Genomic DNA, 15361 nt, shown 5'->3' on the forward strand with positions numbered 1-15361 from the left:
ACCCACCTGATTCCATGCCGAACTCAGAAGTGAAACGCAATAGCGCCGATGGTAGTGTGGGGCTTCCCCATGTGAGAGTAGGACATCGCCAGGCTTTAAATTTGAAAGAGCCCGTTTGAAAAGACGGGCTTTTTTAGTCCTGAAGGACAACCACTATGCTGATATAGCTCAGGTGGTAGAGCGCATCCTTGGTAAGGATGAGGTCCCCAGTTCGAGTCTGGGTATCAGCACCAGTATATAGAGTCATCTTGCAGAGCAAGGTGAACCCAAGCAAGATTTTGTTTGGCGACCATAGCATTGTGGACCCACCTGATTCCATGCCGAACTCAGAAGTGAAACGCAATAGCGCCGATGGTAGTGTGGGGTTTCCCCATGTGAGAGTAGGACATCGCCAAGCTTTATTTCCACGCCTCAGCATTTGCTGGGGCGTTTTCGTATGTGTTGCTTTCAGGTCGTCACACCGTAGGATATTGCCAAGCTTTAATTCCACGTTTCCGCATTTGCTATAGTGCTTTATTACCTATTTCCTTTCGCTACAGTTGTAGTAATGTTTGGATTTATTATTTAATTCCGTCCATCTTCTTCAAACTGCCATCTTTTATCACATCAAAACAGTGTTAGACTCGTTACTATCTTTACCTACTAGCAAGATTACGATGGAACGACATAGTCCCTTTATTATTACAGGCGGGCCAGGGTCTGGTAAGACAACACTGCTTGATGCTTTAGCTGCTCGTGATTGTAAGACGTTTGAAGAAGTACCGAGAAAGCTTATTGAAGAACAGTCGAAACTAGAAAATGGAATACTTCCTTGGAATCAATTAGCTGCTTTTGCTGAACTATGCTTTAAAGATATGATGAATCAAAAGCAGGTAGCGTCGACAAGTGAACAACTGAGCTTTTTGGATCGTGCCATTCCGGATATATGTGCCTACTTAACCTTTGGAAACGAGTCGATTCCGCCAAAAGTAACGGAACATGCTAAGGTAGGATATCAGGCCCTAGTTTTTACTTGCGAACCTAACACTGATACATACGTTCAAGATGACGTTCGACCTTATCCGTTTGAAGAAGCATTAGAGATTCATCGACAATTGATAAAACAATACCAGTCTCTAGGATACCGCTGTATATCAGTGCCTTTTTTAAAACTAGAGCAACGAGTAGAGTTTGTTTTGGCCGAGTCTTATGCTCATTTGGGCCAGACAGCATAGCAAGGATTAATTAGATGCCAATCAAAAGCCCAGATGTGGTTATTAAGAGACTGTTATTTGTTGGGCAAGAAACCTTAAATTTCTCCCGTTATTTAGCCCAAAGAATGTCTCACGATAGGATTAATGTGAATGCAGGTTATCTTGCTTATATCACTCTACTATCAATCGTCCCTCTTTTGACGGTACTGCTTTCCGTACTGTCCTCATTTCCTGTTTTTTCTAATACAGGAGAAGTGCTTCAAGACTTCATTATTCAGCATTTTGTTCCTGCTGCCGGAGATGCTGTGTACTCTGCGTTAGTCGAGTTTGTATCAAATACCGGTAAAATGACGGCAATAGGTAGTGCTTTCTTATTTATCGCGGCACTCATGTTGATTTCTAATATTGATAAGAATCTCAACTATATTTGGCGAGTCAGAGTTAAACGCCGCATGGTTTTTTCATTTTCCATGTACTGGATGATACTAACCCTTGGACCAATTTTAATCGGCGCAAGTATAGTTGGTACTTCCTATGTGACCTCTTTGAAAGCTCTAGAACATAATGTGGTTAGCGGTGCTTTTAGCCTCTTCATCGCATGGTTACCAGCAATAATGGCGTTCTTTGCGTTTATCGGGCTGTACATGTTAGTTCCAAACAAAAAAGTACACTTCAGTCATGCTGTTGTTGGCTCAATAGTCGCTACCTTATTGTTTGAAATAAGCAAAAAGGGGTTTGCTTATTACATCACGCAGTTTCCGTCATATCAGCTTATCTATGGTGCTTTAGCGGCGATACCAATCTTATTCCTGTGGATCTACTTGTGTTGGTTTATTGTACTTATCGGTGCGGAGTTCACGGCTGCGATGGGGGAGAAAGAACACTGGCTACCCGATTCGGGCATGTTACAATCTGAAGCTGTGACTGAAATGCGTGATAACAAGGAAACCATAAGTGATAGCACTAATTCAAAGAGTGAGTGAATCGGCGGTAAAAGTAGACGGCGAAGTCGTCGGAGAGATCGGCAAAGGTTTATTAGTGCTACTTGGTGTAGAAAAAGACGACGATGAAGCGAAAGCAAAACGTTTGGTCGAGCGAGTCACGACATACCGTGTTTTTGAAGACGAAGACGGAAAAATGAATCTCAACGTCAAACAAGTCGGTGGTAGTGTTTTAGTCGTATCGCAGTTTACCTTACCTGCGGATACTAAGAAGGGAACAAGAGCTGGGTTTTCGCGAGGGGCTCATCCTACTGATGCAGAGCGTCTGTATGATTACTTTTCAGATCATTGTTCTGAAGTTTTACCGACTGAACGCGGCCGTTTTGCTGCTGATATGAAAGTATCATTAGTCAATGATGGGCCTGTTACCTTCTGGCTACAAGTATAATCGAGTAGAGCATTAGTTTGCATGCGAAAGGATATCTATGTTTAAGCTTATTACTCCTAAAACTGACAACCAGTTAGCTAAGTACTACCAATTTAGATGGCAGATGCTAAGAGAGCCGTGGCGACTACCAGTCGGTTCTGAACGTGATGAATACGATGAAATGAGTCATCACCGTATGATAGTGGATGGTCGAGGAAGACCTATGGCTATCGGACGTTTATACATTACGCCTGATAACGAAGGCCAAATTCGTTATATGGCGGTAAAAAGCAATCGCCGTGATAAAGGGATGGGCTCTCTTGTTTTAGTAGCATTGGAATCATTTGCACGTCAAGAAGGGGTGAAGCGCCTAGTTTGTAATGCCCGCGAAGATGCAATTTCATTCTACGAGAAAAATGGATTCACTAGCCAAGGTGAACTTAATGATCAGAAAGGTCCTGTTCGTCACCTACAAATGGTTAAACAGCTTGACCCTTTGGCTAAAGTATTAAGAAGACCTGAATGGTGTGCTGAGCTGCAAGAGCGTTGGGAGCAACAGATACCAATCAGTGATAAAATGGGTATTAAGATTAACCAATATACTGGTTACCGCTTTGAATGTGGTGCCCAACTAAATCCTAACCTCAATCCACACAATACAATGTTTGCCGGTTCTGCCTTTACTCTTGCGACATTAACAGGATGGGGGATGACATGGCTCTTGATGCGTGAGCGAGGTTTACATGCTGATATCGTGTTGGCAGACAGTAGCATTCGTTATCGTCATCCCGTAGAAATGAGTCCAGTATCGGTGACTTCTCTTGATGGTATTAGTGGCGACTTAGACCGATTGGCAACTGGTAGAAAGGCGCGCATCATCATCAATGTTACGATCTACAGTGGAGATGTGCCTGCCGTCGAGTTTGTTGGTACTTATATGTTGCTACCAAACTATAAAGACACGCTACTTTCCACATAATAATCTCAATCGCAGCAGGTTATGGTTGAATCTGCTGCTTTTTTTGATCTGCACATTCCGCTTCTTCAAGCCCGATGTGACCAGTCAACAACTCAACATGATATTGAGAGCGGCACTCGGAGTGCAATGTTAATCGAAGTGAACGTAGTGGATCCTTTCTTAGGTCGATAGTGCTTTCTGCTTTCCCATTCCACTCTTGGCTCGAGACCTCGAATGCGGCAAGGGTCAGCTGCCCTCTATCTGCACTTAACTTAAATGGCGATAGAGAAACATTATAAGTATCAGTTTCTTCAGTTGTCATTTGAGTGTTGTAGAAATTGGCTTCAAGAGAGCCCGATAAAGTGTGCTGTAACGATAACTTGTCTGCCGTAAGAGCATTTACTGACAGCGCCACATCGGCTAAGCCGGAAATTTGTATTTGTTTACTGTCAGTTAAGTAATTGAGTAGCTCGACAGGGGCTGAATATGCTTCAGCATCAATTCGTAAAGGCTGACTTGGCGCAGCAAAGTCAAGTTCTGCTGAGGCGCTGATGTATCCTTTGTCATAAGGGATAAACAGCCGGTTGAGTTGCCACTTTCCATCAGTGCTTTTGGTTTCAACGGCCACTTGGTTGGCGATTATTTTATCGATACTAGCGCTATTGGCTGACGCAATAGCGCTTCCCTGCCAAAAGCCCCAACGATAATCTTTTTTGATAAGTAGATCTTCAGCTTGTAGGTTTAGACCCGTAACTTGCCAATAAGGCTTTCGAGCAAGTTGAATCCATTGACTACGGTTGATATTCAGCGAGTCGATAGAGAGCTGTTTAAGATCGCTGAGATGCAAGTGAGTAAACAGATCCGTTAAAGAGTGATTTTGTTGTTCTTGGTAATACTTGATGCCATCTAAATCGACTTTGTTCAATGCTATTGAATTTGGAGTTAACGTACCTGCTATTTGAATCCGACCTTGTTCAAGGTTGGTATCGAGATCTTTGATGTCGAGTTTATTTGGTGAAAAGCTGAGTTCTAGAGTCGGCTCAATGAAATCAAACTGTTGCCATTGAAGCTTGTCAGCATCGAGCGAGAGATACGCTTGACTTTGTGTCCATATCGAGCGAGTGAGGTCGATGTTTTCTAACGACGCACTAACGTTTTCTGCATGCGCTCCCTGGTAGGTAATATCAGAGTTTAAAAGATCCAAACTGTTAATATGGCCAATCACAGAAGTGAGTGAACTTAACGGTCCTTGGCTGAGTTCTGACAAATCAAATTTTAGCTTGTTGATAGTGGTGTTGACTAAAGACCAATGACCATTCTCAATTTGCGCTTGAGTGGTAACTTGCGCCTTTTTCCACGTGAATGAGGCACCGTAGATTTTCGTGTTGTCGCCAGCAAGGGAACCATCAAGGAGAAGCTCATCAATAGCTTCACCTTGATAGTAGACCTGGGAAGCACGAACTTGAAAGTCTGCTCTAGTACTTTCGATTGATGTACCTACCTCTAGGTTTCTTAGTTGGAGCTGCAGATCATTGATGATCACGTCGTGTCCAGAATAATCTACATGATCGAGAGCGATGTTGTTGATCTGGTAATCAGCTAATGCATCTAGGCCCAGCGTAAGGTTTGATAGATTGGCACCACTAACATACAACTCGTTAATGTGTAGCCACTTAGAAGTCGACGTTGGCAGTGAAAACCACACCGATAGCTTGTTGACACTAATGGAATCGTGCTCAGCTTTTGAAAAGTTGGCATTCGAAAAATCGATTCTATTAGGGTAGTGATAACTTATCGCCTCACTATCCACTTTTATGTTCAATGCTTGCTGCAGAGCATAAGTGATAATTGGTTTGGCATACTGTGTATGCAAGACACCAAAAACGATCAAAACTGAAAGTAAGCCAAGTGCAAGCAATGCTATCCAAAGCGCAATTATCTTTCTTATCACGAAGTTATTTTCCTACCTTCCAACATAAACAATAATTTAGCGTGAAAAACACGAAAAAGCCCCTCAAAAAGAGGGGCTAGAGTTAAAAAATTGAACGTTTATCTAACAATTAGTCCAATTGAGGGCCAGCGGCTACCAATGATTTACCTTCTGCATTATCAGTATACTTGTCGAAGTTATTGATAAAGCGTTTCGCTAGATCTTCGGCTTTGCTCTCCCATTGTAGTGGATCTACATAAGTGTCTCTTGGGTCCAAGATAGTTGGGTCAACGCCTGGAAGCGAAGTCGGTACCTCTAGATTGAACACAGGAATAGTCTTCGTTTCTGCTTGTTCAATAGAGCCATCTAGAATCGCATCAATGATACCGCGTGTATCTTGAATCGAGATACGTTTACCACTGCCATTCCAACCAGTATTCACAAGGTAAGCTTCCGCGCCTGCTGCTTCCATACGCTTCACTAGAACCTCTGCGTACTTAGTTGGGTGTAGCGTTAGGAATGCTGCCCCGAAACATGCTGAGAATGTTGGTGTTGGCTCTGTGATACCACGCTCAGTACCTGCTAACTTCGCTGTAAAGCCTGAAAGGAAATGGTACTTAGTTTGCTCAGGTGTCAATTTAGAAACTGGTGGAAGTACACCAAACGCATCTGCTGACAAGAAGATGACTTTGTTCGCATGACCACCTTTCGATACTGGCTTCACGATATTTTCGATATGGTGAAGTGGGTACGAGACACGAGTGTTCTCTGTCTTCGAACCATCATCAAAGTCGATAGAACCATCGTTGCGAACAGTAACATTCTCTAATAATGCATCTCGACGAATCGCGTTGTAGATGTCTGGCTCAGCTTCTTTCGAAAGGTTGATTGTTTTCGCATAACAACCACCTTCGTAGTTGAATATACCGTCATCATCCCAACCGTGCTCATCGTCACCGATCAGTGCGCGTTTTGGATCGGTTGATAGCGTTGTTTTACCCGTACCTGATAGGCCAAAGAAGACAGCCACATCACCTTCTTCGCCCATATTCGCAGAACAGTGCATGGATGCGATATCTTTTAGAGGAAGGAAGTAGTTCATCATTGCGAACATACCTTTCTTCATTTCACCACCGTACCAAGTACCGCCGATAAGCTGCATTCTTTCCGTTAGGTTGAATACAGTGAAGTTTTCAGAGTTGAGCCCTTGTTCTTCCCATTTTTGGTTAGTGCACTTAGCACCGTTCATGACAACGAAGTCTGGCTCAAACGTAGCGAGCTCTTCTTCTGTTGGACGGATGAACATGTTTTTAACGAAGTGAGCCTGCCAAGCCACTTCTGTGATAATACGAATGCAGAGTCGAGTGTCTGGGTTCGCACCGCAATATCCGTCAATGACGAATAAGCGTTTGTTAGAAAGTTGACCTGTAACGAGTAGTTTTAGGTCATCCCATGCCTCTTTAGACATAGGTTTGTTGTCATTTTTAACTTTATCGGATGTCCACCACATGGTGTCGCGAGTGGTGTCATCATTAACGATAAATTTGTCTTTTGGTGAGCGACCAGTAAAGATACCCGTATCTACAGCGACGGCGCCAAGTTCAGTGACTACGCCTTTTTCGTAGCCCTCTAGACCTTCGCGAGTTTCCTCTTCAAATAACTGTTCGTAGCTTGGGTTGCGTACAATGTCAGTTACGCCAGTGATTCCGTACTTGGTAAGATCGATTTGTGCAGCCTTATTAATGTCCATAACGGTCATAGGTGCTCCTTATTGGATTTTTGTAGGGATTTTAAAATTTTTTTGTAATTCGTTATTTATTATTTGTTTTTTATTTTGAACTCCATGCTAGCAACGGCGACCCGAGAAAACAGGGATATAGTTCAAAAATTATTCATCAGTTATTGATGGTTTTAAGTGTTTTGTCACATATTGAAATTAGGCTAATTCTCCCCAAAGCAAACCTTTGCGTTAGATCAAATGTAACACATGATTTACGTCTTTTGTTAGTGCATTTGCATTAATAATTTGCGTATTTGTTAAATAAAACGAACAAAAAAAGCCAGATCACATCTGATCTGGCTTTTATTCATTTTTACACTCTAAAAATTAGTGTACGGTCTTGTTATCCGATTGGGCATCTGCGTAAAGTGCTTTGATCTCTGGCTCGTCAAAAGCGTAGGTTGAACCACAGTAATCACAGTGCAGGGCAACTTCGCCATCTTGAGCCAAAATGTCAAATATTTCTTCCTGAGCGACAGTGACGATAGCTGCGCCGCTACGTTCACGAGAACAACCGCAGAAAAATTCCACTTCTTTTGGTTCGAATAGCTGTACTTTATCTTGGTTATATAGACGGTAGAGCAATTCATTAGCTTCTAAACCAAATAATTCTTCATCTTTTACAGTATTCGTGAGCTGCTCTAGATGCTCGAAATCTTCTGGAGAGCCGGTACCATCAGGCATAACCTGAAGCAGCATACCTGCCGCATGCTTGTGACCATCAACTTCACCAGTACGGATCCATAAACGAGTCTTCAACTGTTCAGAACGCTCGAAATAGCCCTCTAGCACTTCTGACAAATTGTCACCTTCCAATCCGACAACGCCTTGATAGCGTTCACCTTGATCTGGAGTAATGGTGATAACTAGGTAGCCTTTACCCATCATGTCGTGGATTGAAGCATCATCAGCAATATCACCTTCCCAGCGAGCAACACCACGTAGTTTTTGGTTGTGGTCTCCATTAATTACCGCTAAGGAAACTGGGCCATCACCCTGCAACTGCATGGTAATTGAACCTTCGAACTTCAACGTAGCAGTTAGTAGACTTGTCGCAACAAGCAACTCACCTAGAAGAGTTTGCAGTGGAGCTGGGTATTCTTTGCTGGATAGTATCTCCTGATAGGCGCTATCCAATTGCACGAGCTCTCCGCGCACTGATAGCTCTTCAAAGAGGTAGCGATTTAATGTGTTGTTAGCCATTTAGGAAACTCCAGCTTATTGATGTTTAAACTTAATAATGTCGCGACGCTGTTTTTTGTCAGGTCGACGCTCAGGGCTTGGGTTGTGAGCATTTAGTTTTCTGCGCAACGCGTTATCTTCTCGTTTGGCAATACTCTCTGATGTTTCTGAGTAGAGAGTTTGGGCTTCCGGTGCACCTCTGCGTTGATCTAAAATACGCTCAATAGTCACTGTCTTTTCTTCATTGCCTTGTCTGAGGGCGATGACAGCGCCTAATTCTACAATTTTGCTTGGTTTAGAACGTTGTCCATTATAGTGGACTTTGCCACCATCGACCATGTTGCGAGCGATGCTTCTTGTCTTGTAAAAGCGGGCGGCCCACAGCCATTTATCGAGGCGAACGGCTTTTTCTTCGGAACTCATACTGAATCCTGCTATCTAACTCAATATCAGTGCTCTTGTGCTCAATAACCTGACAGTTTTAAGTAATTACTGACAAATTGAGGAGAGCTGCTGATAGGTTTATCATGCTAATATTCCTCTAAATGGAGTTTAGATCTAATTATTTCAACCCCATTCTGCGGATTGCACTACAGTCATAGTAGTTATGCTATAGTCAGATGATTAACCATACAAAAAACGATTGCTGATAATTTAGCAATAACAATTAATTACACAGTCAGTAAATGTTTAGTAGGGCAGGAAGTTAGGAGAGTGAAAGGAATATCCATATCGGCTGCGAGTATCAACACCGCTTCTATATCTTCATTTTTTCGTCGTTGTCTGCAGTATCAATCTCAAATTAGCCTAACGCTTACTCTAACCATGTTAGCGGTGTCCGCTTGGATTGCTGGCGCTTTACTATGGCAATTGTTTCCTCAAACTCATTCTGTTAGTCAATGGGTTGCGCCCGTTGCGGTTAATAACCAAGCGCAAACTCAATCTAATAATTTACACTCTTCCGATATCAACAAAGCCAATATCTTTGGACGGTACAATCGCGAGCAAAAAGTAGTACAGGCGCCAGTGGTGACTGATGCACCTAAAACACGTTTGAATGTGGTTTTAGTCGGCTCGGTGGTAAGTAGTAATCCTAACTTGAGCCTTGCGGTGGTTGCCAATCGTGGCAAGCAAGGAACGTATGGGATTGGAGAACAGATTGAAGGCACGCGAGCGACGGTGAGCGCCGTGATGATTGACCGAATCATTATTTCCAACTCCGGACGTGATGAGACGGTGATGTTAGAAGGCTTGGAATATAAAAAACTTGAGTTGAAGACGGCGCCACAAGTGGCAGCCTCCAATATTGCGGGAAATAACCCTATTGATTCAGAAGAAAAGCTGACAGCGATTCGCAGAACGATTACTCAAGATCCACAACAGATTTTTCAGTATGTCCGACTTTCTCAAGTGAAAAGAGATGGTCAGGTAAAAGGTTACCGAGTCAGTCCTGGACGAGATCCAGAGCTGTTTAACGCCGTAGGACTTCAAAATGGTGATATTGCTGTTGCACTTAATGGTGCCGATCTCACTGATCCTGCTGCTATGGGGAAAATTTATCAGTCTATTTCCGAGCTTACCGAACTCAATCTAACGGTAGAGCGTGACGGGCAACAACATGACATATTCATTCAGTTTTAGTTATGCGTAAGGCATTACAAGGGAGCAACAAGTGAAAAGTTGGCTTAAAACAAGTACCTGGTTATTGATGGGGAGCCTGATGGCTGCGCCAACGGTATCAGCCAATGAATTCAGTGCCAGTTTCAAGGGAACTGACCTACATGAGTTTATCAATATCGTTGGACGCAACCTCGATAAGACCATCATTGTTGACCCGTCAGTGCGCGGTAAAGTCGATGTGCGTAGCTATGATGTTCTAAATGAAGAGCAATATTACAGCTTTTTTCTTAATGTCTTAGAAGTCTATGGTTTCGCTGTCGTAGAGATGGACAATGGCATTTTGAAGGTTATCAAAGCAAAAGATGCCAAGACCTCGGCGATTCCCGTAGTTGGTGATTCCGATAACGTCACAGGAGACAGTGTCGTGACACGTGTGGTCGCGGTGAAGAATGTTTCGGTAAGAGAGCTTTCTCCTTTGTTGCGCCAGCTAAATGATAATGCTGGTGCAGGTAATGTGGTTCATTATGACCCTGCGAACATCATTCTTATTACCGGCCGTGCCGCCGTTGTTAATCGCCTAGCAGATATTATTCGCCGTGTAGACCAAGCGGGTGATAAAGAAGTTGAAGTGGTTGAATTAAAGAATGCTTCTGCCGCTGAAATGGTTCGTATTGTTGATGCTTTAAATAAGACGACAGACGCTAAAAACACCCCAGCACTCTTGCAACCTAAGCTGGTGGCGGATGAACGAACTAACTCTATCTTGATTTCTGGTGACCCTAAGGTTCGTGAGCGTCTACGTCGTTTGATTAATCAGCTTGATGTTGAGATGGCGACCAAAGGCAACAACCGAGTTCAGTATCTTAAATATGCCAAAGCTGAAGACCTTGTGGATGTGCTAAAAGGGGTGTCAGATAACCTTCAGAAAGAGAAGCAGTCTGGCTCTACGTCAGGCAGTGGAGCAAACCGCTCTGAAGTGATGATCAGTGCGCACCCTGATACCAACGCGCTTGTGATTACTGCGCCGCCAGACATTATGAAAGCCCTGCTTGAGATCATTAAGCAGCTAGACATACGTCGTGCGCAGGTTCTAATTGAAGCGCTGATTGTTGAACTTGCCGACGTTGATGGCGCTAACCTTGGCGTGCAATGGGGTAATGCCTCTGCGGGTAGTGTGGTTCAGTTTTCCAATACGGGAGCTTCTATCGGCAATGTTATGGTTGGTATGGAAGAAGCCAAAGACAAGACCACAACAGAAACTCGTTATAGAGCGGATGGAACGCCGTACAACGTTGAAACCAAGACCACAGGTGACTATACCAAGCTTGCTAGCGCACTCAGCGGTGTCCAAGGTGCTGCTGTAGGTATTGCTCTTGGCGATTGGACCGCTCTTATTACAGCAGTTTCCAGTACCTCCAACTCAAATATTCTGTCTTCTCCTAGCATTACTGTTATGGATAACGGCGAAGCGTCGTTTATCGTTGGTGAAGAAGTGCCAGTATTGACCGGTTCGACAGCTGGCTCAAACAACAGCAATCCATTCCAAACGGTTGACCGTAAAGAAGTAGGTATCAAGCTTAAAGTCGTCCCACAGATCAACGAAGGTAACTCGGTTCAGCTTAATATTGAGCAAGAAGTTTCCAATGTTCTTGGTGCTAATGGCGCGGTAGATGTGCGTTTTGCTAAGCGTCAGCTTAACACTTCGGTGATGATCCAAGATGGTCAGATGCTGGTATTGGGTGGTTTGATTGATGAACGTGCCGCTGAAAGTGAGTCGAAAGTTCCTTTCCTCGGGGATATCCCATATCTGGGTCGTTTGTTCACTTCCACCAGTACAACGGTTGAGAAAAAGAACCTCATGGTCTTCATTAAACCGACGATTATCCGTGATGGCATGACGTCTGATGGTATCACTCAGCGTAAATATAACTACATTCGTGCAGAGCAGTTATTCAAGGCGGATAAAGGCTTGAAGCTGATGGATGACGGCTACATTCCAGTATTACCTGAGTTCAATAATACCACGCGCTACCCATCTGAAATTCAAGCATTCTTTGATCAGGTAGAAGCGAAGTAATTATGGACACTATCCAACAGCGCCCTTTGGTGACTCGCCTGCCGTTTAGCTTTGCTAATCGCTTTAAGGTAGTGTTCGAGTCTCTAGAGTCAGACGCCGTGCTCTACTATGTAGAGCCGCTGGAGTTGAATGCATTGCAAGAAGTTAAGCGAGTGTTTCGTCAGCCTTTTTCCTTACATGCTCTCTCTTCTGAGGAGTTTGATTTAAAGCTTACTCAAGCTTATCAGCGTGATTCGTCTGAGGCTCGTCAGTTGATGGAAGATATTGGTGCTGACAGTGATGACTTTTTCTCTTTAGCAGAGGAGTTACCACAAGATGAAGATTTGTTGGAATCGGATGACGATGCACCGATAATCAAGCTAATCAACGCCATGCTTGGCGAGGCCATCAAAGAAGGCGCCTCGGATATTCATATTGAAACCTTTGAAAAAGTGCTGTCGATTCGATTTCGTATTGATGGGGTACTGCGTGATGTGTTGGCGCCAAGTCGTAAGTTGGCACCGCTGTTGGTATCACGTGTCAAAGTTATGGCTAAGCTGGATATTGCGGAGAAGCGAGTTCCTCAAGATGGCCGTATTTCATTGCGTATTGGTGGTAGAGCGGTAGACGTTCGTGTCTCTACGATGCCATCGTCACATGGTGAGCGAGTGGTGATGCGTCTACTAGATAAAAACGCGACGCGTCTAGATTTGCATAGTTTAGGTATGACAGCAGCCAACCATGAAAACTTTAGACACCTGATTAAGAGGCCACATGGCATCATTTTGGTGACCGGTCCAACTGGTTCTGGTAAATCCACTACTCTGTATGCAGGTCTGCAAGAGATCAACAGTAATGAGCGCAACATACTGACCGTTGAAGATCCTATTGAATTTGATATTGATGGTATCGGTCAGACGCAGGTTAACCCCAAAGTAGACATGACCTTTGCTCGAGGTTTGCGTGCCATTCTACGTCAAGACCCCGACGTGGTGATGGTGGGTGAGATTCGAGATCTTGAAACGGCCCAAATTGCTGTTCAAGCCTCATTAACTGGTCACTTGGTGATGTCGACACTGCACACTAATACGGCTGTTGGTGCGATTACGCGAATGCGTGATATGGGCATTGAACCGTTTCTGATTTCCTCTTCTCTACTCGGCGTTCTAGCGCAGCGCTTGGTCCGTACCTTATGTAATGACTGTAAAGCACCTTATGCAGCGGATGGCGCTACTAAGCAGTTATTCGGGCTGGCCGAGTATGAAGAGCTGGTACTACATAAAGCTGTCGGCTGTGAGAAGTGTAACCACAAAGGTTATCGTGGACGTACTGGTATCCACGAACTCTTGATGGTTGATGAAACAGTACAGACCCTTATTCATGATGAAGCAGGCGAGCAGGCGATTGAAAAAGCAGTACGCTCACATACTCCGAGTATACGAGATGACGGTTTCCATAAAGTGAAGCATGGAATTACCTCTCTTGAAGAAGTCATGCGTGTGACCAAGGAAGCGTAAGTGGCAGCGTTTGAATATAAGGCTCTGAATGCCAAAGGAAAGCAAGTAAAAGGGTTAGTTGAGGGAGATAATGCTCGCCAAGCTCGCTTACGCCTGAAAGAGCAAGGCATGATTCCTATCGATATTGTCGAAGCGAAAGGTAAGTCGAGCAAAAGTGCCAATGGTGAAACGTCAAAACCAGCCTTTAAGCGTGGTATCAGTACGCCTGATTTAGCGCTTATTACACGTCAGTTATCGACGCTAGTTCAATCGGGTATGCCGTTAGAAGAGTGTTTAAAAGCGGTTTCAGAGCAATCAGAGAAGCCACGAATTCGCAGTATGCTTGCTGCAATACGCTCTAAAGTCACCGAAGGTTATACCTTGTCAGACAGTTTGGCGGAGTATCCGCATATCTTTGATGAGCTATTTCGTTCCATGGTTGCGGCTGGCGAAAAGTCGGGCCATCTAGACTCTATCCTTGAACGTTTAGCTGATTACGCTGAAAACCGTCAAAAACTTCGTTCCAAACTACAACAAGCAATGATCTACCCAGTGGTGCTGGTGGTGTTTGCCGTCGCCATTGTGGCGTTCCTTCTAGCAGCCGTGGTACCCAAAATCGTCGGTCAGTTTGTCCAAATGGGACAAGAGTTGCCTAAGTCGACTCAATTCTTGCTTTCTTCCAGTGACTTTGTGCAGCAATGGGGCATTGTCGTTGTCGCAGTATTTCTGGTGTTGTTTTACCTCTTCAAAGCTGCATTGAAAAGACCAGCAATAAGAATGAGTTGGGATACCAAGGTGCTTAATCTCCCGTTGATTGGCAAAATAGCACGTGGTCTTAATACCTCTCGCTTTGCTCGAACATTGGCAATCTGTACCTCGAGCGCAATTCCAATTCTTGAAGGCATGAAGGTGTCAGTGGATGTGATGACCAATCATTTTGCTAAGAAGCAAGTTTCTAATGCCGCCGACAATGTACGCGAAGGTGCAAGTCTTCGTAAAGCACTGGAACAAACCAAACTGTTCCCTCCAATGATGCTGCATATGATTGCGAGTGGTGAGCAAAGTGGTGAGCTCGAAAGCATGTTAACGCGTGCAGCTGATAACCAAGATCAGAACTTTGAATCGACCATAAATATTGCTTTGGGAATTTTTACTCCCGCTTTAATCGCACTGATGGCTGGCTTGGTACTATTTATCGTAATGGCGACATTGATGCCAATTTTAGAAATGAACAATTTAATGTCTGGATAATCTAATCAGATAATGAAATCACAACCCTCTGTCTAGAGGCGTTTTCTTTGGAGTGAGAAATGAGAAAAACAAACAGAAAACAGGCTGGCTTTACGTTACTCGAAGTAATGGTGGTTGTTGTTATCTTAGGTATTTTGGCAAGCTTTGTTGTTCCTAATCTACTAGGCAACAAAGAGAAAGCGGATCAACAAAAAGCCATTACCGATATAGTCGCGTTAGAAAATGCGCTTGATATGTACAAGTTAGACAACAGCGTTTATCCAACAACGGATCAAGGTCTGGAAGCGCTAGTGACTAAGCCGGGTAACCCTGAGCCGCGTAACTACCGTGATGGTGGTTATATTCGTCGTTTACCTAATGACCCGTGGGGCAATGACTATCAATATTTGAGCCCTGGTGACAAAGGCACTATCGACATCTTTACGTTAGGTGCTGATGGTCAAGAAGGTGGTGAAGGCGCAGCAGCCGATATTGGCAACTGGAATATTCAAGACTTTCAGTAATCGGTAATCAGTAGGGCGAGTATT

General features: G+C 44.0%; 13 protein-coding genes, 1 tRNA gene and 2 rRNA genes. 12 read left to right on the forward strand and 4 right to left on the reverse strand.

The features are described 5' to 3' along the window. From rrf (L2W36_RS23355) to L2W36_RS23385, 7 genes are all read left to right on the forward strand, one after another. Nucleotides 1-94 (forward strand): 5S ribosomal RNA (rrf, locus tag L2W36_RS23355); the annotation flags it as partial. A gap of 63 nt (nt 95-157) precedes the next feature. Next, nucleotides 158-233, forward strand: a tRNA-Thr gene (locus L2W36_RS23360). Nucleotides 234-281: 48 nt separating this feature from the next. Further along, nucleotides 282-397 (forward strand): 5S ribosomal RNA (gene rrf, locus L2W36_RS23365). A 259-nt stretch (nt 398-656) separates the two neighbouring features. Next, nucleotides 657-1214 (forward strand): AAA family ATPase, encoded by a 558-nt coding sequence (locus L2W36_RS23370; protein WP_236111734.1) that lies wholly within the window; start codon nt 657-659, stop codon nt 1212-1214. 14 nt (nt 1215-1228) lie between these two features. Next, nucleotides 1229-2176: a virulence factor BrkB family protein gene (locus tag L2W36_RS23375; protein ID WP_088876533.1), complete on the forward strand. Its 948-nt coding sequence runs from the start codon at nt 1229-1231 to the stop codon at nt 2174-2176. Beyond that, the gene (gene dtd, locus L2W36_RS23380; protein ID WP_006073346.1) at nt 2148-2582 is read left to right on the forward strand and encodes a D-aminoacyl-tRNA deacylase; all 435 of its coding nucleotides are present in this window, start codon (nt 2148-2150) and stop codon (nt 2580-2582) included. Before L2W36_RS23375 ends, dtd begins: the two co-directional genes overlap by 29 nt. Before the next feature lie 37 nt (nt 2583-2619). After that, on the forward strand, nt 2620-3540 hold the full coding sequence (locus L2W36_RS23385) for a bifunctional GNAT family N-acetyltransferase/hotdog fold thioesterase (RefSeq protein WP_006073348.1): 921 nt from the start codon (nt 2620-2622) through the stop codon (nt 3538-3540). A 19-nt stretch (nt 3541-3559) separates the two neighbouring features. On the opposite strand, the gene L2W36_RS23390 is transcribed toward L2W36_RS23385, so the two are convergent. The 4 genes from L2W36_RS23390 to hslR form a co-directional block, all read right to left on the reverse strand. Beyond that, nucleotides 3560-5470, reverse strand: a complete 1911-nt coding sequence (locus L2W36_RS23390) for an AsmA family protein (protein WP_236111735.1) — start codon at nt 5468-5470, stop codon at nt 3560-3562. A 109-nt stretch (nt 5471-5579) separates the two neighbouring features. Then, nucleotides 5580-7208 carry a phosphoenolpyruvate carboxykinase (ATP) gene (gene pckA, locus L2W36_RS23395; protein ID WP_006073350.1) on the reverse strand — a complete coding sequence of 543 codons (1629 nt, stop codon included), beginning with the start codon at nt 7206-7208 and terminating at the stop codon, nt 5580-5582. A gap of 348 nt (nt 7209-7556) precedes the next feature. Further along, nucleotides 7557-8432 (reverse strand): Hsp33 family molecular chaperone HslO, encoded by an 876-nt coding sequence (hslO, locus tag L2W36_RS23400; protein WP_006073352.1) that lies wholly within the window; start codon nt 8430-8432, stop codon nt 7557-7559. 15 nt (nt 8433-8447) lie between these two features. Continuing rightward, on the reverse strand, nt 8448-8834 hold the full coding sequence (hslR, locus tag L2W36_RS23405; RefSeq protein ID WP_236111736.1) for a ribosome-associated heat shock protein Hsp15: 387 nt from the start codon (nt 8832-8834) through the stop codon (nt 8448-8450). 291 nt (nt 8835-9125) lie between these two features. On the opposite strand from hslR, the gene gspC reads away from it, so the two are divergent. From gspC to gspG, 5 genes are read left to right on the forward strand one after another with little or no spacing between them, the layout of a single operon-like run. After that, nucleotides 9126-10052, forward strand: a complete 927-nt coding sequence (gene gspC, locus L2W36_RS23410; RefSeq protein ID WP_443088407.1) for a type II secretion system protein GspC — start codon at nt 9126-9128, stop codon at nt 10050-10052. A gap of 31 nt (nt 10053-10083) precedes the next feature. After that, nucleotides 10084-12108 carry a type II secretion system secretin GspD gene (gspD, locus tag L2W36_RS23415; protein WP_236111737.1) on the forward strand — a complete coding sequence of 675 codons (2025 nt, stop codon included), beginning with the start codon at nt 10084-10086 and terminating at the stop codon, nt 12106-12108. Between the two features lie 2 nt (nt 12109-12110). Then, the gene (gene gspE / locus L2W36_RS23420) at nt 12111-13604 is read left to right on the forward strand and encodes a type II secretion system ATPase GspE (protein ID WP_236111738.1); all 1494 of its coding nucleotides are present in this window, start codon (nt 12111-12113) and stop codon (nt 13602-13604) included. Beyond that, entirely contained in the window at nt 13605-14834 is a 1230-nt protein-coding gene (gene gspF / locus L2W36_RS23425) for a type II secretion system inner membrane protein GspF (RefSeq protein WP_038223887.1), read from the forward strand. Between the two features lie 59 nt (nt 14835-14893). Beyond that, on the forward strand, nt 14894-15337 hold the full coding sequence (gene gspG, locus L2W36_RS23430; RefSeq protein ID WP_006073367.1) for a type II secretion system major pseudopilin GspG: 444 nt from the start codon (nt 14894-14896) through the stop codon (nt 15335-15337). Nucleotides 15338-15361: the final 24 nt, after the last annotated feature.

Origin of the sequence: Vibrio sp. McD22-P3, assembly GCF_021568915.1 — a bacterium.
Classification (GTDB): Bacteria; Pseudomonadota; Gammaproteobacteria; order Enterobacterales; family Vibrionaceae; genus Vibrio; species Vibrio mediterranei.